The sequence below is a fragment of the Mycobacterium sp. NPDC006124 genome (assembly GCF_040614235.1).
Lineage (GTDB): Bacteria > Actinomycetota > Actinomycetes > Mycobacteriales > Mycobacteriaceae > Mycobacterium.
The window spans coordinates 82,393-107,368 of sequence record NZ_JBEXUA010000005.1; the positions used below are offsets into that span (position 1 = coordinate 82,393).

Annotated in this window: 19 protein-coding genes; 7 read left to right on the forward strand and 12 right to left on the reverse strand. The window is 67.9% G+C overall.

What is annotated here, in order from left to right:
- Positions 1–19: 19 nt before the first annotated feature.
- From ABZ195_RS12445 to ABZ195_RS12455, 3 genes are read right to left on the reverse strand one after another with little or no spacing between them, the layout of a single operon-like run.
- Entirely contained in the window at positions 20–772 is a 753-nt protein-coding gene (locus ABZ195_RS12445; protein WP_355218528.1) for an amino acid ABC transporter ATP-binding protein, read from the reverse strand.
- Positions 773–795: 23 nt separating this feature from the next.
- Positions 796–1,725, reverse strand: a complete 930-nt coding sequence (locus ABZ195_RS12450; protein ID WP_355218016.1) for an amino acid ABC transporter permease — start codon at positions 1,723–1,725, stop codon at positions 796–798.
- Between the two features lie 16 nt (positions 1,726–1,741).
- On the reverse strand, positions 1,742–2,665 hold the full coding sequence (locus ABZ195_RS12455) for an ABC transporter substrate-binding protein (RefSeq protein ID WP_355218018.1): 924 nt from the start codon (positions 2,663–2,665) through the stop codon (positions 1,742–1,744).
- A gap of 188 nt (positions 2,666–2,853) precedes the next feature.
- On the opposite strand from ABZ195_RS12455, the gene ABZ195_RS12460 reads away from it, so the two are divergent.
- From ABZ195_RS12460 to ABZ195_RS12485, 6 genes are all read left to right on the forward strand, one after another.
- The gene (locus ABZ195_RS12460) at positions 2,854–3,429 is read left to right on the forward strand and encodes an HdeD family acid-resistance protein (RefSeq protein WP_355218530.1); all 576 of its coding nucleotides are present in this window, start codon (positions 2,854–2,856) and stop codon (positions 3,427–3,429) included.
- A 76-nt stretch (positions 3,430–3,505) separates the two neighbouring features.
- Positions 3,506–4,954 carry a cytochrome ubiquinol oxidase subunit I gene (locus ABZ195_RS12465; RefSeq protein WP_355218020.1) on the forward strand — a complete coding sequence of 483 codons (1,449 nt, stop codon included), beginning with the start codon at positions 3,506–3,508 and terminating at the stop codon, positions 4,952–4,954.
- Positions 4,955–4,963: 9 nt separating this feature from the next.
- Positions 4,964–6,001: a cytochrome d ubiquinol oxidase subunit II gene (cydB, locus tag ABZ195_RS12470; RefSeq protein WP_355218022.1), complete on the forward strand. Its 1,038-nt coding sequence runs from the start codon at positions 4,964–4,966 to the stop codon at positions 5,999–6,001.
- A complete protein-coding gene (cydD, locus tag ABZ195_RS12475) occupies positions 5,998–7,599 on the forward strand; it encodes a thiol reductant ABC exporter subunit CydD (protein ID WP_355218024.1) in 1,602 nt (533 codons plus the stop codon). The genes cydB and cydD overlap by 4 nt, the downstream gene beginning before the upstream one ends.
- The gene (locus tag ABZ195_RS12480) at positions 7,586–9,082 is read left to right on the forward strand and encodes an ATP-binding cassette domain-containing protein (RefSeq protein ID WP_355218026.1); all 1,497 of its coding nucleotides are present in this window, start codon (positions 7,586–7,588) and stop codon (positions 9,080–9,082) included. The genes cydD and ABZ195_RS12480 overlap by 14 nt, the downstream gene beginning before the upstream one ends.
- A complete protein-coding gene (locus tag ABZ195_RS12485) occupies positions 9,079–9,474 on the forward strand; it encodes a DUF4190 domain-containing protein (protein WP_355218028.1) in 396 nt (131 codons plus the stop codon). Before ABZ195_RS12480 ends, ABZ195_RS12485 begins: the two co-directional genes overlap by 4 nt.
- Here ABZ195_RS12485 and ABZ195_RS12490 read toward each other — a convergent pair.
- The 5 genes from ABZ195_RS12490 to ABZ195_RS12510 form a co-directional block, all read right to left on the reverse strand.
- Positions 9,443–10,318, reverse strand: a complete 876-nt coding sequence (locus ABZ195_RS12490) for an acyl-CoA thioesterase II (protein ID WP_355218532.1) — start codon at positions 10,316–10,318, stop codon at positions 9,443–9,445. The genes ABZ195_RS12485 and ABZ195_RS12490 overlap by 32 nt on opposite strands.
- On the reverse strand, positions 10,315–11,733 hold the full coding sequence (gene pyk / locus ABZ195_RS12495; RefSeq protein ID WP_355218029.1) for a pyruvate kinase: 1,419 nt from the start codon (positions 11,731–11,733) through the stop codon (positions 10,315–10,317). Before pyk ends, ABZ195_RS12490 begins: the two co-directional genes overlap by 4 nt.
- Before the next feature lie 38 nt (positions 11,734–11,771).
- Positions 11,772–13,274 carry a glutamate synthase subunit beta gene (locus ABZ195_RS12500; protein ID WP_355218031.1) on the reverse strand — a complete coding sequence of 501 codons (1,503 nt, stop codon included), beginning with the start codon at positions 13,272–13,274 and terminating at the stop codon, positions 11,772–11,774.
- Positions 13,267–17,823, reverse strand: coding sequence for a glutamate synthase large subunit (gene gltB, locus ABZ195_RS12505; RefSeq protein ID WP_355218534.1), 4,557 nt, complete (start codon positions 17,821–17,823; stop codon positions 13,267–13,269). The genes ABZ195_RS12500 and gltB overlap by 8 nt, the downstream gene beginning before the upstream one ends.
- Before the next feature lie 81 nt (positions 17,824–17,904).
- The gene (locus ABZ195_RS12510) at positions 17,905–18,315 is read right to left on the reverse strand and encodes a DUF2752 domain-containing protein (RefSeq protein ID WP_355218033.1); all 411 of its coding nucleotides are present in this window, start codon (positions 18,313–18,315) and stop codon (positions 17,905–17,907) included.
- A 186-nt stretch (positions 18,316–18,501) separates the two neighbouring features.
- Here ABZ195_RS12510 and ABZ195_RS12515 point away from each other — a divergent pair, with 186 nt between their 5' ends.
- A complete protein-coding gene (locus tag ABZ195_RS12515; RefSeq protein WP_355218034.1) occupies positions 18,502–20,175 on the forward strand; it encodes a DUF222 domain-containing protein in 1,674 nt (557 codons plus the stop codon).
- Positions 20,176–20,260: 85 nt separating this feature from the next.
- Here ABZ195_RS12515 and lgt read toward each other — a convergent pair whose 3' ends face one another.
- From lgt to trpC, 4 genes are read right to left on the reverse strand one after another with little or no spacing between them, the layout of a single operon-like run.
- Positions 20,261–22,069, reverse strand: a complete 1,809-nt coding sequence (gene lgt / locus ABZ195_RS12520; protein ID WP_355218036.1) for a prolipoprotein diacylglyceryl transferase — start codon at positions 22,067–22,069, stop codon at positions 20,261–20,263.
- A complete protein-coding gene (trpA, locus tag ABZ195_RS12525; protein WP_355218038.1) occupies positions 22,066–22,860 on the reverse strand; it encodes a tryptophan synthase subunit alpha in 795 nt (264 codons plus the stop codon). Before trpA ends, lgt begins: the two co-directional genes overlap by 4 nt.
- The gene (gene trpB, locus ABZ195_RS12530) at positions 22,857–24,125 is read right to left on the reverse strand and encodes a tryptophan synthase subunit beta (RefSeq protein WP_355218040.1); all 1,269 of its coding nucleotides are present in this window, start codon (positions 24,123–24,125) and stop codon (positions 22,857–22,859) included. Before trpB ends, trpA begins: the two co-directional genes overlap by 4 nt.
- Before the next feature lie 4 nt (positions 24,126–24,129).
- Positions 24,130–24,948, reverse strand: a complete 819-nt coding sequence (trpC, locus tag ABZ195_RS12535) for an indole-3-glycerol phosphate synthase TrpC (protein WP_355218042.1) — start codon at positions 24,946–24,948, stop codon at positions 24,130–24,132.
- Between the last annotated feature and the right edge of the window lie 28 nt (positions 24,949–24,976).

The following is a 24,976-nucleotide window of genomic DNA, read 5'->3' on the forward strand; positions in this document are numbered from 1 at the left end:
CCGCTACGTGACCGCCCAACTACATCACCTTGGACAAGAATGCCTTCGTGCGTTCGTGCTGCGGATTGCTGAGGACGTCCCGGGGCTTGCCGCTCTCGACGATCACTCCTGCGTCCATGAACACCAGCTGGTCGGCGACCTCACGGGCGAAGCCCATCTCGTGGGTCACCACCACCATCGTCATGCCCTCGCTGGCGAGCTTCTTCATGACACCCAGCACCTCGCCCACCAACTCGGGGTCGAGCGCCGAGGTGGGCTCGTCGAACAACATCAACTTGGGGTCCATCGCCAAGGCGCGGGCGATCGCCACGCGCTGCTGCTGGCCGCCGGACAGTTGAGCCGGATACGCAGTTGCCTTGTCCGACAACCCGACCTGGTTGAGCAGATCCTTGCCCCGTTCGATCGCCGCGGCCTTCTTGACGCCCTTGACCTGGATCGGCGCCTCTACGATGTTGGCCAGTGCGGTGCGATGCGGGAACAGGTTGAAGTGCTGGAAGACCATGCCGATGTCGCGGCGCTGCCGGGCGGCTTCGCGCGGCGGCATCTCGAGCAGCTTGTCGCCCTTCTCGCGGTAGCCGATCAGCTCGCCGTCGACGTAGAGCCGACCACCGTTGACCTGCTCCAGGTGGTTGATGCACCGCAGGAACGTCGACTTGCCCGACCCGGAGGGGCCGACCAGGACCAGCACCTGTCCCCGGCCGATCTCCAGCGTCACGCCCTTGAGCACCTTGAGCGCCCCGAAGTTCTTGCAGACGTTCTCGGCCTTGACCATGGGGGTCTCCACGGCGCCAGCGGTCATGTGTGCCCGGCCTCTCCAAGTGTCTGCGCCTCGGCCAGAGCGCCGAGTTGTTTGGCGGTGAGCTTGCGGGAGGCGCCCCGGGAGAAGTAGCGCTCCAGGTAGAACTGGCCCACCATCAGGATGCTGGTGATGAGCAGGTACCACGCCGCCGCGACCAGCAGCAGCGGGATCGGCTGGAACAGCACCGCCGAGATGTCACGCTGGCGCCCGAACAGGTCGAAGGTGAACGGCACCGCGGCGACCAGCGACGTGGTCTTGAGCTGCCCGATGAACTCGTTGCCGGTGGGCGGGATGATCACCCGCATCGCCTGTGGCAACACCGTGCGGCGCATCGTCATCAGCCAGGACATGCCCAGCGCGGTGGACGCTTCGGTCTGCCCCTCCGGGACCGAGGAGATGCCGGCCCGGATGATCTCGGCCAGATAGGCGGCCTCGTTGAGGCCAAGGCCGATCACCGCCAGCAGGAAGTACAGCGACAGATCCTGGATGTTGAAGGTGAAGAACGTCGGCCCGAACGGGATGCCCAGTTGGATGTTCTTGTAGATCGTCGGGAAGAGGCCCCAGAACACCAACTGCACGTAGACCGGGGTTCCGCGGAAGATCCACAGGTACACCCACGACACCGACCGGAACACCGGGTTCGGGGACAAACGCATGACCGCCAGCAGCACCGCCAGCACGATCGCGAGGATCATCGACAACACGGTCAACTCGAGGGTGACCACCACCCCGGAGAAGATGCGCTCGTCGAGGATGTACTTGCCGAAGGTGCCCCAGCCGTACGCGTCGTTGGTCGCCGCGCCGTAGAGGAACAGCGCGACGACGATGACGATGACGATCGCCGCCACCCACCGCCAGGGGTGCCGCAGAGGGACGGCATCGATGACGGCTGGACTGTCGGGTGGCGTGCGAACGTCGACGCTCATCAGTGAACTCCGGTCGTCAGCTGGTCGCGCCGTTGATGACCGGTTTGTCGATCATGCCGGCCTCGACACCCCAGTTCGAGGCGATCGTCTTGTAGTCACCGGTTTCGATCAGGTGCTCGAGTGCCTTCTGCAGCGATGCGGCCAGCGGAGAGCCCTTGGCGACGGGCCAGCCGTAGGGCGCCGCATCGAACGTCTCGCCCGCCTGCTCGAGCTTGCCGGCGCTCTGCTTGATGGCGTATAGCGTCACCGGTGAGTCCGCCGACATGGCGTCGGCCTGGCCGAGGACGACGGCGTTGGTGGCCTGGTCCTGGCCGTCGAACTTCACGATGTCGATCGCCGGCTTGCCCGCGTCGGTGCACGCCTTGCTCTTGGCGGGCAACTCGTCGACTTCCTGCGTGGTCGTCGCCTGAACCGCGACCTTCTTGCCGCACGCGTTGCTCGGGTCGACGTCGGAACCCTTGGGCTTGGCCCACAGAGAGCCGGCCGAGAAGTAGGTGACGAAGTCGACGGTCTGTTCGCGTTCCTTGGTGTCGGTGAACGACGACATGCCGACGTTGAAGGTGCCGCCCTGGATGGACGGGATGATCTTGGAGAAGTCGGCCTCGCGGTACTCGGCGGTCAGGCCGAGGGTGGAGGCGATCGCGTTCATCAGGTCGACGTCGAAGCCGACGATCTTGCCGCTGGAATCCTTGAACTCGTTGGGCGTGTAGGGAACGTTGACGCCGACGACCAACTTGCCGGAGGACTTGATGTCCTCGGGCACGGTGTTGGCGATGTCGTCGACCTTGGCGGCCTTGGCCGCGGTGGTCTCCTTGGCGGGCTCGGCGGAGTCGGTGTTCTTGGTACAGCCCGACAGCACGAGCGCTCCCGACACGGCGATGACCGCAGCACCGCGCCACCAGCGTGAGCTCGCTCGACGGTCCTTGATTCCAGCTACCACGTTGTCTCTTCTCTCTGCATCGGGTCGCCTTCACTCCTGGCGGGCGACGACCTCAGGAACACTAGCGGGATGTACGCGCCGTAGTAGGTGAAACTTAACGCCGGTCGACGATCTGCGCTGTGCGAAGCGGCAACGCGGTGAATTGAGCCGTCCCGGTGCGTCGCCGTGCGACACTGCCCCTCGTGACCATGCCGTCTGCCCCAAGTCTGTTGCCCCATCTGTGGAAATCAGCCGTCGTGTCCGGCGTGCTCGCCATTGCGATCGGCGTCGCGATCCTAGCCTGGCCCGGCATCTCCATCACCGTCGCGGCCATCTTCTTCGGTGCCGGCTTGCTGCTGACCGGAATTCAGCAAGTGTTCTTCGCCTTCAGCCTCCACGTGTCCGCCGGTGGCCGGGTGCTGCTCTTCGTCAGCGGCGCAGCGTCACTCATTCTCGCGATCATGGCCTTCCGCCACCTGTATGACGCAGTGTTGTTGCTAGCCATCTGGATCGGGGTCGGCTTCATCTTCCGCGGGGTCGCCACGGCGGTGTCGGCGATCAGCGATCCGACCCTCCCGGGTCGGGGCTGGAACGTGTTCGTGGGCGCCGTCAGCTTGATTGCCGGCGTAGTCATCCTGGCCTCGCCCTTCGAGTCGATCGCCACGCTGGCCCTCGTCGTCGGAGTCTGGCTGATCGTCATCGGGGTGGTCGAGGTCGCCTCCGCCGTCGCCATCCGACGGGCGACGCGGCAGACCGCGCCCGAAAGGGGTCAGCCAGCTCACTAAGAATGCCCTGGGCTGGGAGAAACCTACCTACTACACTGTGTCGTAGGTAAGACTCGGCAGCGGGGAGATGATGCTCGTGAACGCACTCGACGTCTCGAGATGGCAGTTCGGAATCACGACCGTCTACCACTTCGTCTTCGTCCCGCTGACCATTGGCTTGGCGCCGTTGATCGCCGTCATGCAGACGGCCTGGGTCGTCACCGGAAACCCCTCCTGGTACCGGTTGACCAAGTTCTTCGGCAAGTTGTTCCTCATCAACTTCGCCCTCGGTGTCGCCACCGGAATCGTGCAGGAATTCCAATTCGGCATGAATTGGAGCGAGTACTCCCGCTTCGTCGGTGACGTGTTCGGCGCACCCCTCGCGATGGAGGGTCTGGTCGCCTTCTTCTTCGAGTCGACCTTCATCGGGCTGTGGATCTTCGGCTGGACCCGACTGCCGCGCCTGGTGCATCTCGCCTGCATCTGGATCGTCGCTCTCGCGGTCAACGCCTCGGCGTTCTTCATCATCGCCGCCAACTCGTGGATGCAGCACCCGGTCGGTGCCCGCTTCAATCCGGAGACCGGACGCGCCGAATTGACCAGCATCGTCGCCTTGTTCACGAACAACACTGCCACGGCGGCGTTCTCGCACGCGGTGTTCGGAGCCTTCCTCACCGCGGGAACGTTCGTGGCCGGCGTCTGCTCGTGGTGGTTGGTGCGAGCCCGCGCGACCGACGAGGCCCGCACGATGTACCGCCCCGCCACGATCCTCGGCTGCCTGGTGACGCTGGCCGCGGCGGGCGGGCTGTTCCTGACCGGCGACGTCCAGGGCAAGCTGATGTTCCAGCAGCAGCCGATGAAGATGGCGTCGGCGGAATCGTTGTGCCACACCGAGACCGATCCCGACTTCTCCGTCCTGACGGTGGGCACCCACAACAACTGCGACGCGGTCGACCACGTCATCGAGGTGCCCTACGTGCTGCCCTTCCTCGCCGAGGGCAGATTCGACGGGGTGACGCTGGAGGGCGTCAAGGACCTCCAGGCCAGATATGAGGCGACCTACGGGCCTGGTGACTACCGGCCCAACCTCTTCGTCACCTACTGGTCGTTTCGGGCGATGATCGGCCTGCTCGCCGTCCCGGTGCTCTTCGCGATGGTCGCGCTGTGGTCGACCCGGCGCGGGCGCATTCCCGACGAACGGTGGTTCGCCAGATTCGCGCTCCTGACCCTGCCAACACCGTTCCTGGCCAACAGCGCCGGGTGGGTCTTCACCGAAATGGGCAGGCAGCCTTGGGTGGTGGTGCCCAATCCGACCGGCGACCAGATGATCCGGCTCACCGTCGGCGAGGGCGTCTCCCACCACTCCGCGGCCATGGTGTTCACGTCGCTGACGGTGTTCACCCTGCTCTACGCCGCGCTCGCCTGCGTCTGGTTCTGGTTGATCCGGCGATACGTCGTCGAGGGTCCACTCGAGCACGACGCCGAACCTGCGCCACCCACGCCACCCGGGGACGCCGACGTCGCACCGTTGTCGTTCGCCTACTAGGAGGTCGTCATGGGTCTCGAGGACTTCTGGTTCATCGCACTGGCGGCACTGTTCGTTGGCTTCCTACTACTCGAGGGTTTCGACTTCGGCGTCGGAATGCTGATGGCGTACTTCGAGCGAAGCGCACCCGCAGGCAGCGGCGAGCGGCACCGGCGGGCAGTGCTCAACACCATCGGGCCGGTCTGGGACGGCAACGAAGTCTGGCTGATCACCGCCGGCGGCGCCATGTTCGCGGCGTTCCCCGAGATGTACGCCACACTCTTCTCCGGTCTGTACCTTCCGTTGCTGGCCATCCTGGTCTCGATGATCGTGCGCATCTGCGCCATCGAATGGCGCGGCAAGGTCGACGATCTCAAGTGGCGCTCCTGGGCCGACGCCGCGATCGCCGTGGGTTCCTGGGTGCCTGCGGTGCTGTGGGGCGCCACCTTCGCGGCACTGGTTCACGGGCTACCGGTCAACGGAGACAAGCAGATCGAGCTGTCGGTCGGCGATCTGCTGGACCCGTACGTCCTCCTCGGCGGGCTCGCCACGGCCGGGCTCTTCGCCTTTCACGGCGCGGTGTTCGTCATGCTCAAGACGGCCGGGCCGGTGCGCGACGACGCGGTGCTCTTCGCAGCGCGGCTGGCCCTGCCCGTGACACTGGTCGTCGGCGTGTTCGGCGCATGGACCCAATTGGCCCACGGCAAGGACTGGACGTGGTTGGTGCTCGGTGTCGCAATCGTCGCCCAACTCTCGGCCGTCATGTTGGTGTGGAGCCGCGGTGGCGACGGCTGGGCCTTCGCCTGCACGGCGACCGTCGTCGTCGCGGTGGTCACCCTGCTGTTCGGTTCGCTCTACCCCAACCTGATCCCCTCCACGCTGAACCCGGCCTGGAGCCTCGACGTCCACAACGCGTCGTCCTCGCCCTACACCCTGACCGTCATGTCATGGGCCGCGCTGATCTTCGCACCTCTGGTGATCGCCTATCAGGGGTGGACGTATTGGGTCTTTCGCCAACGCATCTCGGCTGACCGGATCCCGGCGCCGATCGGCCTGCGTCCGAGATGACGCGCCGCCACCTGGTGCTGACGACGAGCTGCGGCGTGGTCATCACCGGCTCGGCCATCGCGGCCGCGGTGGTGCTGGCGCACCTGCTGGCGGGTCTGATCACCGACCCCGCCTCCCGCAGCATCGGTCACTGGTCGCTGCCGTTGTGGGCGCTGCTGGCGCTGTGGGTGATTCGGGTGCTCGCCCAGTGGGGCCAGGCGAGGGTGAGCCAGCGTGGTGCCACCGCGGCGATCGCCGAGTCGAACCGGGAACTGCTCGACGGCGTCACCGCGCTGTCGCCCCGCGAGCTGGCGGCACGACGCGATGACGCGGCCGTCCTGAGCACCCGGGGCCTGGATGCCCTGCGGCCGTATTACACCCGGTATCTACCTGCGGTGGTACAAGCCGCCGTGCTGACTCCGGCGGCGGTGGCGACGATGGCGTGGTACGACCTCCAGGCCGCCGTCGTCGTCCTGGTCGCGTTGCCTCTGGTGCCGTTGTTCATGGTGCTCATCGGCCTCGTCACCGCCGAACGCTCCGCGGCGGCGCTGACGGCGATGACCACGCTGCAGTCGCGACTGCTGGACCTCATCACCGGCATCCCCACCCTGCGGGCACTCGGCCGTGCCGACGGGGCGCGCCGGCGAATCACCGAACTCGCCGACGCGCATCGCCGCTCGACCATGGCGACGCTGCGAATCACGTTCCTCTCGTCGCTGGTGCTCGAATTGCTGGCCACGCTCGGGGTGGCACTGGTCGCAGTCAGCGTCGGTTTGCGGCTGGTGTACGGGCAGATCGAACTGAGCTCGGCGTTGACGGCCATTCTGCTTGCCCCAGAGGTCTTCTGGCCACTACGACGCGTCGGAGCCGAGTTCCACGCGGCGCGCGACGGGCGAACCGCCCGACAGAAGGCGACCACGCTGCTGGCCGCCGCGCCGCCGCCTGCCCACGGGACGCTCGCCCCGCCGTCCACCTCCATCAGCGTTCGCGAGCTGAGCGTCACCGCGCGCAACGGCACTGCACCACATCGGTTGTCCCTGGACGTGGAACCGGGCTCGGTGACCGTCCTGACCGGACCCAACGGGGCAGGCAAGTCCACCGCGCTGCACGCCGTGCTCGGTCTCACCACGCCCACCGAGGGCCACGTCCTGGTCGGCGGGGTCGACGTCGGCGACCTCGACCCCCGGCAGTGGTGGAGCCGCATCGCCTGGTTGCCGCAACGGCCCGCCCTGATCCCCGGCACCGTGCTCGAGAACCTCGAACTCTTCGGACCGGTCTGCGACGTCGAGGACGCCTGCCGCAAAGCCGGTTTCGACGAGGTCCTGGCGGCGTTGCCGAACGGGTTGGACACCGTCCTCGGCCGCGACGGAGCCGGGTTGTCGCTCGGTCAGCGTCAAAGACTCGGCCTGGCCCGGGCGTTCGGTGCGCGTCGGCCGATCATGCTGCTCGACGAACCGACGGCCCATCTCGACCACCAGCGCGAACGGATCGTCCTGCGGTCGATCAGGGACGTCGCGAACGACGGCGCCGCCGTCCTGGTGGTCGGGCACCGGGAGGCCGTCCGCGCCATCGGCGACCGCGTCGTCACCGTCGGAGGCGAGCATCGTGTCGCCGCGTGACCCGCTCCTCTCGGGGCTCGCACTGCTGCGCCCCCGCCTGCCGCGCCTCGTGCTGGCCGTGGTCTTCGGCGTGTTCGCGCTGGGCAGCGCGCTGGCCCTGGCGGCAGTGTCGGCATGGCTCATCGCCAGGGCGTGGCAGATGCCGCCGATCCTCGATCTGTCCGTCGCGGTCGTCGCCGTCCGCGCCCTCGGCATCTCCCGGGGTGTGCTGGGCTATTGCGAGCGCCTGGCGTCCCATGACACCGCCCTGCGCGCGGCCGGCACCGCGCGCGCCGGGCTCTACCAGGCCCTAGCCCATGGGCCCGCCGAGACCGTGATGCGACTCCCCCAGGGCGACATCGCGTCTCGCGTCGGGGACTCCGTAGACGAACTCTCCGACGTCCTGGTGCGCGCCGTGCTCCCGATCGCGGTCGCCACGATCCTGTCCACCGCGTCCGTCGTCGCGGTGGCCCTGATCTCACCAGTCGTCGGCGCCGTGCTGTTCGTCTGTCTGCTGGTGGCCGGTGTCGCCGCTCCGTGGATGGCCGCCCGCGCTGCGGCGACCGCGGAACACGTTGCGGCAGGTCACCATTCGGACCGCGACACGGCCACGATGCTGGCACTGGACCACGCTCCCGAATTGCGGGTCGCCGGGCGCCTCGACGAGGTCGTCGCCGAGGCGTCGCGACGACAACGCGAGTGGGGGACCGCTGCCGACCGCGCGGCGTTGCCGGCTGCCTTCGGTGCGGCGGCACCCACCGCCGCAACGGCGGTCGCCGTGCTCGGCGCCGTGGTCGTCGCCATCGGCCTCGCCGGTCAGATGGCTCCGACCACCCTGGCGATCCTGGTTCTGCTGCCGCTCTCGGCATTCGAGGCCACTGCGGCACTGCCCGCCGCCGCCGTGGCACTCACCCGAGCCCGCATCGCCGCCGCGCGGCTGCTGGACCTGACCGCGCCCGACCCCGCGGCCAGAACACGCCCCCCGGTTTACGTACCCGAGCTGTGCGACGGTGACCGGGTCGCGATCGTCGGCGACAGTGGCAGCGGCAAGACCTCGACGCTGATGGCGATCGCCGAAGATCACACGGCGGGCTTCTTCCCGGAGGACGCGCATCTGTTCGACACCACCGTGCGGGACAACCTCCTGGTGGCACGCGGGGATGCGACGGACGACGAGCTGCGCGCCGCTCTGGATGCCGTCGGCCTGAGGGACTGGCTCGACGGGCTGCCGGACGGATTGGCCACCATCCTCACCGGGGGCGCGGCCGCGGTGTCGGCCGGACAGCGGCGGCGCCTGCTGCTCGCCCGCGCCCTGGTCTGCGATCGGCCCCTGATCCTGCTCGACGAGCCGACCGAACATCTCGACACCGCCGACGCCGACCGGCTCCTGCGCGCGGTGTTGGCGCCGAACGGGCTGTTCTCCCCCAGCCGCACCATCGTCGTCGCCACGCATCACCTGCCCCCCGGGGTCACCTGCCCGGTGCTCTACCCTCGGCAGACATGACGGGCCCCAGAAACGGAACGGGTACCGCGGCGCTCGCCGTCGCAGTCGCCGGCCTCGCCCTGTGCTGGTCGGTCGTCGGTGGCCTGGCCTGCGGCGTGGTCGCGCTGATCCTCGGCGGGGTCGCCCGGGGCCGTGCCGCCCGCCGGGAGGCCGACAACGGTCCCATCGCCGTCGCGGGGATGGCCCTCGGAACGGCTGCGGTGGTGGCGTCGGTGGCGTTCGCCGTCATCTGGGGGTTGGCGTGGCGGGACTCCGGCGGCGCGGACTACCTGAATTGCGCGATGAAGGCCGGCAATGATCAGGCCGCCGCGCAGGCGTGTACGCAGAGGTGGTTCGACGGACTTCAGTCGAAGTTCGGCGTCAGTCCGCGGCCGACTCGGGAAAGTACTTGACGATCCCCTCCTGAACCACCGTGGCGATCAGGTTGCCGTCGCGGCCGAAGAAGTGACCGGTGCCGAGCCCGCGCGACTCCGCGGCCACGGGCGACGTCGTCGAGTACAGCACCCAGTCGTCGAAGTGCACGGGGCGGTGGAACCACACCGAGTGGTTCATCGTCACGGCGAAGATGCGGTCGAAGCCCCACGACAAGCCGTGGGTGGTGATGATCGAGTCGAGAACCGTGGTGTCCGACGAATAGACCAGTGCCGCAGCGTGAATCACCGGATCCTCGGGCATCGCGCCCTTGGCGGTGAGCCACACCCGGTTGTGTGGCAGCCGGTCCCCCTTGTCGCGCATCACCCATGCCGGATCGTTGGTGTACCGCCACTCGATCGGCTTGAGCGCCTCGACGAACAACGGCACCGTGTGCTCGTAGCCGATGAGCAGGTCCTCGATGCTGGGCACCGACAAGGGCTCGGCGACCACCGGCGCCTCGACACCGTGCTCGAGGTTGCCGCGCCCGCCGGCCATGTGCGACACCAAGGCCGAGGCCAGCAGTACGTCGCCCTGCCGCACGTCGACCCGCCGGTTGGCGAAGCGGCGCTCGTCACGGAGGCGCACCACGTGGAACTCGAGGTCACGCGCCGGGTCACCCCCGGCGATGAAGTGCACCGACAGGGTGCTCGGCGGCAGCCCGGTGCGCACCGTGCGACTGGCGGCGACGAAGGCCTGCGCCATCATCTGCCCGCCGAAGGTGCGGACCGGGTTCCTACTCGGATGCGACCCGGTGAACAGGTCGTCGCCGACGCGGGTGAGCTCGAGAACCGCGAGCAGCTCGTCGAGGTCGGACGAACTCAGTGGTCGTCCTCGCCGATCCGATGCACGTGGATCATGTTGGTCGAACCGACCGTGCCGGGAGGAGCGCCGGCGACGATGATCACGAGGTCGCCCCGCTTGTAGCGACCAAGGGCCAACAGCGACTCGTCGACCTGGCGGATCATGCCGTCGGTGGTCTGGATGTGCGGCACGATGAACGTCTCGGTGCCCCAGGTCATCGCGAGTTGACTGCGCACCTCGGGCAACGGCGTGAAGGCCAGTAGCGGCAGCGGTGTGTGCAACCGGGCGAGCCGCTTGAGCGTGTCGCCGGACTGCGTGAACGCCACCAACGCCTTGGCGTCGAGCCGCTCGCCGATGTCGCGGGCGGCATAGGAGATGACGCCGCGCTTGGTGCGGGGCACGTGAGCCAGCGGCGGCGCTGCAGTCGAGTTCTCCTCGACGGCGGCGATGATGCGCGCCATGGTCTTGACGGCCTCGAGCGGGTACTTGCCGACCGAGGTCTCACCGGAGAGCATCACGGCGTCGGCGCCGTCGAGCACGGCGTTCGCCACGTCGGAGGCCTCCGCGCGGGTGGGCCGGGAATTCTCGATCATCGACTCCAGCATCTGCGTGGCGACGATGACCGGCTTGGCGTTCTCCCTGGCCATCTGGATGGCGCGCTTCTGAACGAGCGGCACCTCCTCCAACGGCAATTCGACGCCCAGATCGCCGCGGGCCACCATGATGGCGTCGAACGCGAGCACGATGGCCTCGAGGTTCTCGACGGCCTCGGGCTTCTCCAACTTGGCGATCACGGGGACGCGACGGCCCAACTCGTCCATCACCTCGTGGACCAAATCGATGTCGGCGGGTGAGCGCACGAACGACAGCGCGACGAGGTCCACGCCGAGCCGCAGGGCGAACTTGAGGTCGTCGATGTCCTTCTCGGACAGTGCGGGCACCGAGGTGTTCATGCCCGGCAGCGACAAGCCCTTGTTGTTGCTGACCTTGCCGCCCTCGGTGACGATGCAGACCACGTCGTTGCCGTCGACCTCGCTGACGGTGAGGCCCACGTTGCCGTCGTCGACCAGCAGGCGGTCACCGGCGACGGCGTCCTTGGCCAGCTCCTTGTAGGTGGTGGACACCCGATCGTGGGTGCCTTCGATGTCCTCGACGGTGATCCGCACCGTCTCACCCGCAGCCCACACCGTGGGACCGTCTGCGAACCGGCCGAGCCGGATCTTGGGTCCCTGCAGGTCGGCGAGGATGCCGACGGCACGCCCGGTGCCGTCCGACGCCGCCCGGACCCGCTTGTAGGCAATCTCGTGGTCGGCGTGGTCACCGTGGCTGAAATTCAGCCGGGCGACGTCCATGCCCACTTCGACCAAGGCCTTGATCTGCTCCTCCGAGGACGAAGCCGGACCAAGCGTACAGACGATCTTTCCGCGTCTACTCACGTTGACCCACCATAGTCGTGATCGATTCAGAAGACGATTCAGACGGCGGCGAGTGGCAACGCACCGGGCCTGACCGGGGCCGGAAGATCCGACTCGCCCATGAGGTAGACGTCCACGGCGTGCGCCGCGCTGCGACCCTCCGCGATCGCCCACACGATCAGCGACGCACCGCGGTGGGCGTCGCCGCACACGAAGACCCCCGGCGCATCGGTCTGCCAGTCCGAGCCACACGACAGCGCCCCGCGGCCGTTGAGCACGAGACCAAGCCCGTCGAGCAAGGCCATGTGCTCCACGCCCTCGAATCCGATCGCGAGCAGGGCGAGCTCGCATGGAAGCTCGATCTCGGCACCCACCGGGATGATCGAGCGCCGGCCGTCGGCCCCGCGCTCCACCTTGACCTCGGCGACGACCATCGACTTGAGCCGACCCTGGTCGTCGCCGACGAAGCGCTGCACCGCGACTTCGTAGCGGCGTGCCCCACCCTCGGCGTGTGCGGGCGAGGTCCGCAGCACCAACGGCCACGTCGGCCACGGTGAGCGGGTCTCGTCGCGTTGCCCGGGCGGCTCGGCGTTGTAGTCCAACTGGGTCACCGAAGCCGCACCCTGGCGGTGGGCCGTGCCCAGGCAGTCCGCGCCCGTGTCTCCCCCGCCGATGATCACGACGTGCTTGCCCGCCGCCGAGATGGGCGAGGGACCGTCACCCTCGCGCTCCTTGTTCGCGGGCACCAGGTGCTCCATGGCGAGGTGGACGCCGTCGAGCTCACGGCCCTGCACCTCGTTGTCCCGCGAGCGCAGCGCTCCCACCGCCAGCACCACGGCGTCGTGCTGCTGGCGCAGCCGCTCCACCGAGAGGTCGACCCCGACCTCGCAGTCGGTGACGAACCGCGTTCCCTCGGCTCGCATCTGGGCCAGCCTCTGATCGAGTCCCACCTTCTCCAGCTTGTACTCCGGGATGCCGTAACGCAGCAGCCCGCCGATGCGGTCGTCACGCTCGTAGACGGTGACGTGATGGCCCGCGCGGGTGAGTTGTTGCGCCGCGGCCAGCCCCGCCGGCCCCGAGCCGACGATGGCGACGCCCTTGCCCGTCGAGATGGCCGCCGGCTGCGGTTCGATGGTGCCGTCCATCCACGCCTGGTCGACGATGGACTGCTCGATGCGTTTGATGGTGACTGCGCCGCCGGTCTGATCCTCGGAGATCGAGAGCACGCAGGCCGCCTCACACGGCGCCGGGCACAACCGGCCGGTGAACTCCGGGAAGTTGTTGGTCGCGTGCAGTCGGTCGCTGGCGGCGTCCCACCGTCCCCGGCGCACGAGATCGTTCCACTCCGGAATGAGATTGCCGAGCGGGCAGCCGGCAGACCCGGAGTGACAGAACGGAATTCCGCAGTCCATGCATCGCCGGGCCTGTTGTGAGACCTCGCCCGCGCGCTCGTGGGGATCCTGGCGTTCGTACACCTCGTGCCAGTCCCCGACCCGCTCGTCGACGGGCCGCTTGGCCGCTTCTACCTTGGGCACCTTCAGGAATCCGCTGGGATCAGCCACGCGTCGCCTCCATGATCGCCGTGTCCACGTCTCGGCCCTCGGCCTTGGCCATGCGGGTGGCGTACAAGACCTTCTCGTAGTCGACGGGCATGATCTTGGTGAAATCTGCACTGCGCCTCGGCCAGTCCGACAACAGTGACCGTGCCACCGTGCTTGCGGTGTGCGCTTCGTGCCGTGTCACGACGTCGTGCAGCCATGCCAGATCCTCGGGTTCGAGGCGTTGCAGCAGCACCATGTCGGGGTTGACCTTGGCCGGGTCGAGGCCCAGTACATAGGCGATACCGCCCGACATGCCGGCCGCCATGTTGCGACCCGTCGGCCCCAGCACCACGACGCGGCCGCCGGTCATGTATTCACACGCGTGGTCGCCGACACCCTCCACCACGGCCAGCGCGCCGGAGTTCCTGGCGCAGAAACGCTCACCGACGCGGCCGCGGAGGAACACCTCGCCGGACGTCGCACCGAACAGCAACGTGTTGCCGGCGATCACGTTGTCCTCGGGTAGGAAGAGAACGTCGTCCTCGGGCCGCACGATCACCCGGCCGCCAGAGAGCCCCTTGCCCACGTAGTCGTTGGCGTCGCCGACGAGGTCGAGGGTGATGCCGGGCGGCAGGAACGCGCCGATCGACTGTCCTGCCGACCCGGTCAGGGTGACGTGGATGGTGTCGTCGGGCAGGCCGTGGGCGCCGTAGCGCCGGGTCACCTCGGAGCCGAGCAGGGTTCCGACGGTGCGGTTGACGTTGCGGACGGGGAGTTCCAGACGCACGGGATGCGCGTCTTCGAGCGCACCCTCGGCCAGCGCGACCAGCGTCTGGTCCAACGCGTGTTGCAACGCGTGATCCTGGTCGCGAAGCCTGCGCCGCTGCGTCAGCTTGGCGCCGTGCGCGTCGGTCGGGATCGCGAAGATGGGAGTCAGATCCAGGCCCTGGCTCTTCCAGTGCGCGACACCCGGTGCGGTATCCAGCACCTCGGCCCGCCCCACCGCTTCGTCGACGCTGCGAAAGCCCAACTGCGCCAGGTACGTGCGGATGTCTTCGGCGACGAATCGGAAGAAGTTCTCGACGAACTCCGGCTTGCCGTTGAACCGGGCGCGCAACTCGGGGTTCTGCGTGGCCACCCCCACCGGGCAGGTGTCGAGGTGGCAGACGCGCATCATGATGCAACCCGCCACCACCAGAGGCGCGGTTGCGAAGCCGTACTCCTCGGCTCCGAGCAACATGGCCACCATGACGTCGCGCGCGGTGCGCATCCCGCCGTCACACTGCACCGTGATCCGGTCTCTGAGGCCGTTGAGGACGAGCGTCTGCTGGGTGTCGGCCAGGCCGATCTCCCACGGTGCACCGGCGTGCTTGAGCGATGTCAGCGGGGCGGCGCCGGTGCCTCCGTCGTACCCGGAGATCAGAACGACGTCGGCGTGCGCCTTGGAGACCCCGGCCGCGACGGTGCCCACGCCCACGGAGCTGACGAGCTTCACATGGATGCGGGCCTGGGAATTGGCGTTCTTCAGATCGTGGATGAGCTGCGCCAGGTCCTCGATCGAATAGATGTCGTGATGCGGCGGAGGCGAGATCAACCCGACGCCCGGCGTCGAGTGCCGGGTCTTGGCGATGTTGGGATAGACCTTGTACCCCGGAAGTTGACCGCCCTCACCGGGTTTGGCGCCCTGGGCCATCTTGATCTGAATGTCGGTGGCGTTGACCAAATAGTCGCTCGTCACCCCGAAGCGGCCGGATGCGACCTGCTTGACGGCGCTGCGTCGCCGCGGATCATAGAGCCGGTCGACGTCCTCGCCGCCCTCGCCGCTGTTCGACCGGCCGCCGAGCGCGTTCATCGCGATCGCCATCGTCTCGTGAGCCTCGGTGGAGATCGAGCCGTAGCTCATCGCACCGGTGTTGAAGCGGGTGACGATCGAGTCGACGGACTCCACCTCGTCGAGCGGCACGGGCTCCCGCACACCGGACTTGAACTCGAAGAGCCCGCGAAGCGCACCTCCGTCGCGGGCGAGCCGGTCCACCTCGTCGGCGTACTGCCGGAACACCTCGTGCTTGCCGGTCCGCGTCGAATGCTGCAGCAGGAAGACCACTTCCGGGGTGAACAAGTGAAGCTCACCCTCCCGCCGGAAGGCGTACTCGCCGCCCACCTCGAGCCGACGGTGGACACGCTCGGTGGGGTTCTCCGGATAGGCCCTGCGGTGGCGCAACTTGACCTCCTCGGCGAGGACGTCGAGTCCGACCCCGCCGAGCTGGCTCGGTGTACCGGTGAGGTACTCGTCGATTACGTCGCGGTTCAATCCGATGGCCTCGAAGGCCTGTGCACCGGTGTAGGACGCGACGGTGGAGATACCCATCTTGCTCATCACCTTCATCACGCCCTTGCCGAGCGCCTTGAGGTAGTTGCGCACCGCGGTCGAAGGTTCGATACCGGTGAGCTCGCCCTCACGGATGAGGTCCTCGATGGATTCGAAGGCCAGGTACGGATTCACCGCCGCGGCACCGAAACCGATGAGCATGGCGATGTGGTGCACCTCGCGGGCGTCACCGCTCTCGACGACGAGTGCCACCGTCGTGCGTTCCTTGGTGCGGACCAGATGGTGGTGCACCGCCGACACCGCCAGCAGGGACGGGATCGGAGCCTTGGTGTGATCGGAGTCGCGGTCGGAGATGACGAGGGTCCGATAGCCCTTCTCGATGGCCAGACACGCGCGAATCCGGAGATCCTCCAACGCGTCGGCGAGGCCTTCACCGCCGCGTTCTACGTCGTAGAGCGCCCGTAGCACCTTGGTCTTGAGCCCGGGCTGTTCGCCGTCGTCGTTGATGTGGACGATCTTGTTGAGCTCGTCGTTGTCGAGGACCGGCCACCTGAGCCCGATCTGGCGACAGGACGCTGCGGTGGGTTCGAGCAGGTTGTGCTCGGGTCCCATCACCCGCGACATCGACGTGACGATCTCCTCGCGGATCGCGTCCAGCGGCGGATTGGTCACCTGGGCGAAGAGTTCGACGAAGTAGTCGTAGAGCAGCCGCGACCGCTGCGAGAGCACCGCGGTCGGGGTATCGGTTCCCATGGAGCCCAGGGGTTCTGCTCCCGAGGCCGCCATCGGGGTGAGCATGATGCGCAACTCTTCCTCCGTGTAACCGAAGGAGATCTGTCGCCTGACGACCGAATCGTGATTGGGTTGCACCCGAACACGTTCCGGCAACGTCGCAAGATCCAACAGGCCCGAGTGCAACCATTCGTCGTACGGTTCCGCCTCGGAGAGCTCGGACTTGATCTCGTCGTCGGAGACGATACGGCCGGCGGCGGTGTCGATCAGGAGCATCTTGCCGGGCTCGAGCCGACCCCGCGCCACGATCTGAGACGGCGGCACGTCCAGCACGCCGCTCTCACTGGCCAGGATGACGCGGTCGTCGAGAGTGCGCCACCACCGTCCTGGTCGTAATCCGTTGCGGTCCAGGACCGCACCGACCACGGTACCGTCGGTGAAGGTCACGCAGGCCGGGCCGTCCCACGGTTCCATCAGGGATGCGTGGAACTGCCAGAACGCCCGACGGGCAGGGTCCATGTCGGAGTTGTTCTCCCACGCCTCGGGGATCATCATCAGGACGGCGTGGGGCAGGCTGCGGCCGCCGAGGTGCAGCAGTTCGAGAACCTGGTCGAACGAGGCCGAGTCGGAGGCCTCCGCGGTGCAGATCGGCGACAGCCGGGCCAGATCGCCGGGGATCCGCGCACTGGCCAACATCGCCTCGCGCGCGTGCATGCGGTTGCGGTTGCCGCGGACGGTGTTGATCTCGCCGTTGTGGGCGACGAACCGGAACGGATGCGCCAGCGGCCAAGAGGGAAACGTGTTCGTCGAGAATCGGCTGTGAACGATGGCGATGGCGCTCGTGCAGCGTTCGTCGCGCAAATCCGAGAAGAACTGCGGCAGTTGCATCGTCGTGAGCATGCCCTTGTAGGCAATGGTCCGGCTGGAGAGCGAGGCGAAGTAGACCTCGCCCTGCTCGGCGAGTTTGCGCACCGGGTATACGCGGCGGTCGAGGTCGAGACCGCCTGGCCTGCTGCCGTCCACCTCGGGCGCGGCGAGGAACACCTGCGTCATGAACGGCATGCAGCCCAGCGCCGTCGCTCCTACGTCGGCACCGTCGGGATCGACCGGAACGGTGCGCCAACCAAGGACTTCCAGGCCCTCCTCGACCGCGATGGCCTCGATTCGGCGGCGTTCGGCATCCCTGGCCACGGGATCCTGCGGAAGGAAGCAGATGCCGGCGGCAAAGGTGTTGTCGCCGTTGGCGGTTGGCTTCGGAAGATCGAAGTCGATGGCGGCGGCGAGCAGTTCGACGGGCAGTTGCAACAGGATCCCGGCGCCGTCACCGCTGTTGGGTTCGGCGCCCGCTGCCCCGCGGTGTTCGAGATGCTCGAGGGCGGTCAGGCCGTCGGCGACGATCGAATGCGATCGCCGGCCCTTGATGTCGGTGACCATGGCAACGCCACAGGAATCCGCCTCGTTCTCAGGGTCGTACAGACCCTGAGCTGTTGGCAACGCCGAGAACAACACTCGTGGCACCTCCGCAGTCCGAAAAGACGTGTCAGGGACTGCGGCGGCCCGAACTGCGAGTGTATCAGCGGGGCTGCGAAGCTACCCGCCGAGAAAGGTCGGGACCAGCGGGAATCCGGGAAGATTGCGGACGATCGTCCACGCCACGGTCGCGGTCAGGACGACCGCAATGGCTGACGTGGGCATCAATTGTCGGCCGCTTTGCCAGCGTATGAATAGCCAGAGGGCCAGCATCGGGAGGGCTACGAGCATGAAGGCGTTGTCGACGACTGCTGCGGCGAAATCGCCGTGAAGCACGTCGTGGGTCATTCGGAGGCCGCCGCAGCCGGGGCAGTTCCACCCGGTCAACATCCGGAAGGGGCACGCGGGAAAGCCGAAGCCCGCGGCGTGCGGGTCACGCAGACCGATGTAGGCGAGCGCGCCGGTGAGGGCGCCTGCGGTGGCGACGACGCCGGGTGAGGGCCGGCGGGTAGTCGGGCGAATGGGTGGCATGGCCAAACCAGGATGCCCGACCGCACGCTCGCCGTCACCCCCCCCTGGCCACCGATCGTCGGGGTCTAGCACATCGGTGCGACATATTCGACCGCCCGTGACCGGTTGTACACAGCGCAAATCGGTTAATCCCCAACTTCTTTCGGCCCCTTCTCAGGGCCCCGCCCCGCGCCTAAGTTAGAACGTATGTTCGATGATCTGGTGGGCGCGACGACTGGTACCCGCGGGGCCGACGCGTTGTCGGCGTGGACTCGGACGGAATCAGCCGCCTGCGCCCGCAAGGTCGCCGTGATGGCCGCCATGCTCGACGAGGCCTATGCGCTGTCCGGGTCGGCGGATCGCGACCAATGGTGTCTGGACAATTTCGACGCCGTCGCCGCGCATATCGGCGCCGCACAGAGAATCACGTCTGGTGCGGCCAGTCACCAGCTATTGGTCGCGGTCGCACTGCACGAACGGTTCCCGAAGGTGGCGGCGGTCTTCGCCCAAGGGCTCATCACCTATGCGTTGGTGAAGACGGTGGTGACGCGGGCCGCTCTGGTCGTCGACCCCGACGCCCTACGGACCCTGGACGCATCGTTGGCCGAGGCGTTTGGTTCGTGGGAGCCCATGTCGGTGGACAAGACCGAGAAGACGATCGACGCGCTGGTGGCGCAGGTCGACCCGCAGGCCGTGCGGCGCACCGAGACCAAGGCGCGGAGTCGGTCGGTGGAGATCACCATCGACGAGGACGGCAGCGGTATGGCCACCCTGTACGCCACCCTCTTCGCCCATGATGCGAAGGCGTTGCAGGCCCGGCTACGAGCCCTGGCCGCCACCGTGTGCCCCGCCGACCCGCGGACTGCCGATCAACTCCGGGCCGACGCCTTCGGCGCTGGTGGGAACGACCGCATGGCCTGCCTCTGCGGCACCGACGACTGCCCCGCCGCCCAAACCCCACCCGCGTCGGGAGTGGTGGTCTACGTCATCGCCAGTGAAGAGACGCTGGCCGACCCCGAGCCCGAGACTCCCGCACCGCCACCGCCGACACCGCCAGCGCCCGAGACACCCGCACCGCCGGCGCCCGAGACGCCCGCACCGCCACCGGAAGTACCCGCCGCCGAGGCCGCACCGGAACCCGATGCCGCATCGGAGCACGACCCCGCTGCGCCACACGACGACTCGAGGCCGACCACGACTCCGACTCCCGCCGACGAATCCGCCGCCCTCGACGGCCACCACCCACCGCTATTCGACAAGCCCCTGCGCGACCTCACCCTCACCGAGGCCATGACCCCCAATCCCGGCACCCTGGCCAACTTGCGGCCCGCGGCCCTGATGGGCGGTCAATTCCTCCCCGGGGCGATCGCCCGCCGCGCCACCATCGGAGCGATGATCACCCCGATCACTCACCCAGGGCAAGCCCCACCCGAACAGCGGTACCGACCATCCAAGAAGCTGGCCGACTTCATCCGCTGCCGCGACATCACCTGCCGCTTCCCCGGCTGCCGTGCACCCGCCACGAATTGCGATGTGGATCATACGATTGCGTGGCCACACGGACCCACCGCCGCATCCAACCTCAAATGCCTATGCCGTCGACACCACTTGCTCAAGACGTTCTGGGGTGGCGAGAATGGTTGGCGGGACCGGCAACTCGACGACGGCACCGTTCTGTGGACCGCGCCAGATGGCCGCATCCACACCACCACACCCGGTAGCCGATTGCTGTTCCCCGAACTCAGTGAGCCCACCGCACCGGTGACCACGACCCAGAGGCCAGCGGCGCACACCTCCGGCCTGACCATGCCCCGCCGCAAGACCACCCGCACCCAAGACCGAGCCCAGCGCATCCATCGCGAACGCCAACTCGATAAATGAGAAGAATGCGTAGGGGCGGAAACGAAGGCCTCGCCTCCGTCCGTCGACCCATCGGATGGGCCACCGGCACCGCTCTAGGGTGGGCTTAGGTTCGCTTCCACCAACGCCGCTTGGGCGTCTTGCTCGGCGCGAGCGCCGGGGTAGCTGGCTTCTCGGCGGCAGCCTCAGCGGTGGCTTCGGCGGACTCGGTGCCCTCGACCGCGGCGTCGTGGACCTCGGCGGCGTCGGCTTGGGCGGCTTCGACTTCGTCGCCGTCAACTGAGCCTAGGCCGTCTTCGGGGGCGGCGGTGGACTCCTCAGCGTTTGTGGTGTCGGCGGCGGCAGCCTCAGCGGATTCGGTGCCCTCGACCGCGGCGTCGTGGACCTCGGCGGCGTCGGCTTGGGCGGCTTCGACTTCCTCGCCGTCAACTGAGCCTAGGCCGTCTGCGGGGGCGGCGGTGGACTCGTCAGTGTTTGTGGCCTCAGCGGCAGCCTCGGCTGACTCGGTGCCCTCGACCGCGGCGTCGTGGACCTCGGCGACGTCGGCCTGAGCCGCTTGGACTTCACCGCCGTCAACGGACCCTAGGCCGTCTTCGGGGGCGGCGGTGGACTCGTCTTCGGGGGCAGCGTTGGCCTCGACGGCTTCGGCAGTTTCCGCGGCGGAAGCAGCGCCCTCGACGGCCGCCTCGTGGGCTTCGACGGCTCCGAGTTCAGCCTCCACGGCCTCGTCGCCCTCCACCGATCCCAACCCGGCCTCGCGCTGCTCCTCGGCTTCCTCGCCAGCCTCGGCGAACGCCTCGGCCTCCGCGATGTCCTCCGACGGCGCGTTCTCGACCTGTTCGACCAGATCCTCAGTCTCCGCGGCGGCCTCCGATTCAGTGTCGGCGCCGCCGGTGAACTCGAACGAAGAACTAGGCCCAGAAGAGTCCGCAGACTCCTTCTTGTCCTCGTCACCGGCCGCCTTCGCGGCCGCGACGACACCCGACGTGGCGGCGACGGCCACCAACTCCTCGCCGATCTCGTCGACGAGCGACCCGTCGGCATCCTTGCCCCGTAGCGACGCTGGATCCTCCCGGCCCTTCGGCGCCACCATGATGTAGATGACCGCGCCGATGAAGACGAACGTCGACGTGAACGTGTTGACCCGGATACCCGCGATCAGGGTCGCGGTGTCGCTGCGCATCAGCTCTACCCAGAATCGCCCGACGCAGTAACCCGCGACGTATAGCGCGAACAGTCGGCCGTGGCCCAACTTGAATCGTCGATCTGCCCACAACAGAACTGCGAAGATCAGCAGGTTCCACAGCAACTCATAGAGGAACGTCGGATGGACGATCGCATACACCTGACCCGTCGACACCCCGTCGAGCGAGTGCGGACTGATCACGCCGGACGGATCCAACCGGTCGTAGATCGTCAGGCCCCAGGGTAGGTCCGTCTCGCGGCCGTAGAGCTCCTGGTTGAAGTAGTTGCCGAACCGCCCAATGGCCTGCGCCAGCACGATGCCCGGGGCGATCGCGTCGCCGAACGCCGGCAGGGGTATCCCCCGTCGTCGGCACGCAATCCATGCACCCACGCCACCGAGGGCGACCGCACCCCAGATGCCAAGGCCACCATCCCAGATACGCAGGGCGGCAAGGAAGCCCGCGCCGTCGGCGCCGAAGTACTTCGGCCAGTCGGTCATCACGTGGTACAGCCGGCCGCCGATCAGACCGAACGGCACCGCCCAGAGCGCCACGTCGTAGATGACGCCACGCTCACCGCCGCGCGCCTCCCACCGGCGATCGCCGATGACCAGGGCGGCCACGATGCCCGCGATGATGCACAGTGCGTACGCCCGGATGGGGAGCACGCCGAAGAGATGCCACACCCCCTGCGACGGACTGGGAATGTAGGCCAGAACTGTCGTGGTCACGCAGAAATCCTCTGTCGAACGCCTTCGGCGAGTTCCTCGGTCAACGCTCGCACCGCGGGCAGCCCGTCGGACAACGCCGTCACCAGCGCCGACCCCACGATCACGCCGTCGGCGTACGAACCGATCTGGGCAGCTTGTTCACGCGAGCGCACCCCGAGTCCGACGCCGACCGGGATGTCGGAGACCTCGCGCACACGCCGCACCAATTCCGGCGCGGCATCGGACACCGCGTCGCGGGCGCCGGTCACACCCATCGTCGACGCGGCGTAGACGAACCCGCGCGACACCGACGTCGTGGCCGCCAAACGCTCGGGCGTCGACGACGGTGCCACCAGGAAGATGCGATCCAGGCCGTGGGCGTCGGAGACCTCGACCCACTCCTCGGCCTCGTCGGGAATCAGGTCCGGCGTGATGAGTCCGAGGCCGCCGGCCGAGGCGAGGTCGCGGGCGAACGCGTCCACCCCCCACCGCAGCACCGGATTCCAGTAGGTCATGACGACGGCCTTGCCGCCGGCGTCGCTGATCGCCTCGACCGCAGCCAAGGCGTCACGCACCCGCACGCCGTTGCGCAGGGCGACCTCGGTGGCGGCGGCGATGGTGGGGCCGTCCATGCCGGGATCGGAGTACGCGACGCCGACTTCGATGATGTCGCAACCGGATTCGACCATTGCCGTCATCGCCGAGATGGACGTGGCGACATCGGGGAACCCCGTCGGAAGATAGCCGATCAGCGCAGATCGGTCCTCGGCCCGACAGGCGGCGAAGACGTCGGACAGCCGTTGGGTCGTCACAGTGCCGCCTCTTGCTCGTCGAGCAGGTCGAACCACTTGGCCGCCGTCGCGACGTCCTTGTCGCCGCGGCCGGAGAGGTTGACCAGGATGATGGCGCCTGGCCCCAACTCGCGACCGAGTTCGAGGGTGCCCGCGATGGCATGAGCTGATTCGATGGCCGGGATGATGCCCTCCGTGCGGCACAGCAGCGCGAACGCATCCATCGCCTGGGTGTCGGTGATCGGTCGGTAGACCGCGCGCCCGAGGTCCTTGAGATACGCGTGTTCGGGACCGACGCCCGGGTAGTCCAGACCCGCTGAGATCGAATGCGATTCGATCGTCTGACCGTCCTCGTCCTGCAACAGGTAGGAGAACGAACCCTGGAACGCACCCGGCGAACCGCCGGTGAAGGTGGCCGCGTGCCGACCGGTCTCGACGCCGTCGCCGGCCGCCTCGTAGCCGACGAGTCGCACGTCGGAATCGTCGATGAAGGCGTGGAAGATGCCGATCGCGTTCGAACCGCCGCCGATGCAGGCCGTGACCGCATCGGGCAGGCGCCCCGCCTGATCCAGCATCTGGGCCCGTGCCTCCATGCCGATCACGCGCTGGAAGTCACGCACCATGGTCGGGAACGGATGCGGACCGGCCGCCGTGCCGAAGCTGTAATACGTGTCGTCGGCATGGGCGACCCAGTCGCGGAAGGTCTCGTTGATGGCGTCCTTCAACGACTTCGAGCCGGATTCGACCGACACCACCTCGGCGCCCAGCAGGCGCATCCGGGCGACGTTGAGTGCTTGCCGGGCGACGTCGACCGAGCCCATGTAGATCACGCACGTCAGGCCGAGCAACGCACACGCCGTGGCGGTGGCCACGCCATGCTGGCCGGCGCCGGTCTCGGCGATGACGCGCGTCTTGCCCATCTGCTTGGCGAGCAGGCCCTGCCCCAGGGCGTTGTTGATCTTGTGAGAACCGGTGTGGTTCAAGTCTTCCCGCTTCAGGAACACCCGGGCGCCACCGGCATGCTCACTGAGCCGCGTCGCTTCGTAGAGGGGCGAGGGCCGACCGGTGTAGTGGCGCTGCAGGCGGTCGAGTTCGTCGAGGAACGCCTGGTCCGTCCGGACCTTCTCGTAGGCGGCGGTGACCTCTTCGATGACGGCCATCAGTGCCTCTGGCACCAATCGTCCACCGTAGGTACCGAAGTGGCCCTTCGCGTCGGGTTCGTGAGTCGATGGTTCGGCGACGGCTGCGCTGGAACGCGGCAGCTGCGGGCCTACGAGATCTCCCACTAGTTCAGCGCGACGGTTTCGGGCAGGACGGATGCGTGCCTGCGGTGACGAGGTCGGCGACGGCACTGCGAGGGTCACCGCTGGTGACCAGGCCCTCCCCGACGAGGACGGCATCGGCGCCGGCACCGGCGTACGCGAGCAGATCCGCGGTACCCCGGACGCCGGACTCGGCGATGCGGATGACGTTGGACGGCAACCCGGGGGCGATCCGCGCGAAGCAGTCCCGGTCCACCTCGAGGGTCTTGAGGTCACGGGCGTTGACCCCGATGACGCGAGCGCCGGCCTGCAGAGCCCGGTCGGCCTCTTCCTCGGTGTGCACCTCGACGAGCGCGGTCATGCCGAGGGACTCGGTGCGGTCGATCATCGACACCAGGGCCGATTGCTCGAGCGCCGCGACGATCAGCAGCAGCATGTCGGCGCCGTGGGCGCGCGCCTCGTGGATTTGGTAGGGCCCGACGATGAAGTCCTTGCGCAGCACGGGGATCGTCACCGCCGCGCGCACGGCGTCCAGGTCGTCGAGCGAACCGTGGAACCGGCGCTCCTCGGTCAGGACGCTGATGACGCGGGCGCCACCGTCCTGATACGCGCGAGCCAGTTGGGCCGGATCGGCGATGTTGGCCAGCGCGCCACGCGACGGGCTGGCCCGCTTGACCTCGGCGATGACGCCGATGCCGTCGGCGCGCAACGCCGCCAACACGTCCAGCGCTGGGCGGGCGTCCTTGGCTCGCTGCTTCACGTCGGCGAAGCTCACGACGGCCTCGCGCGCGGCCGCGTCGGCACGAACTCCCTCGATGATGGAGTCGAGCACGGTCCCCGAACTCATCAGCCGTCGCTCCCCTTCACGCCCTCCG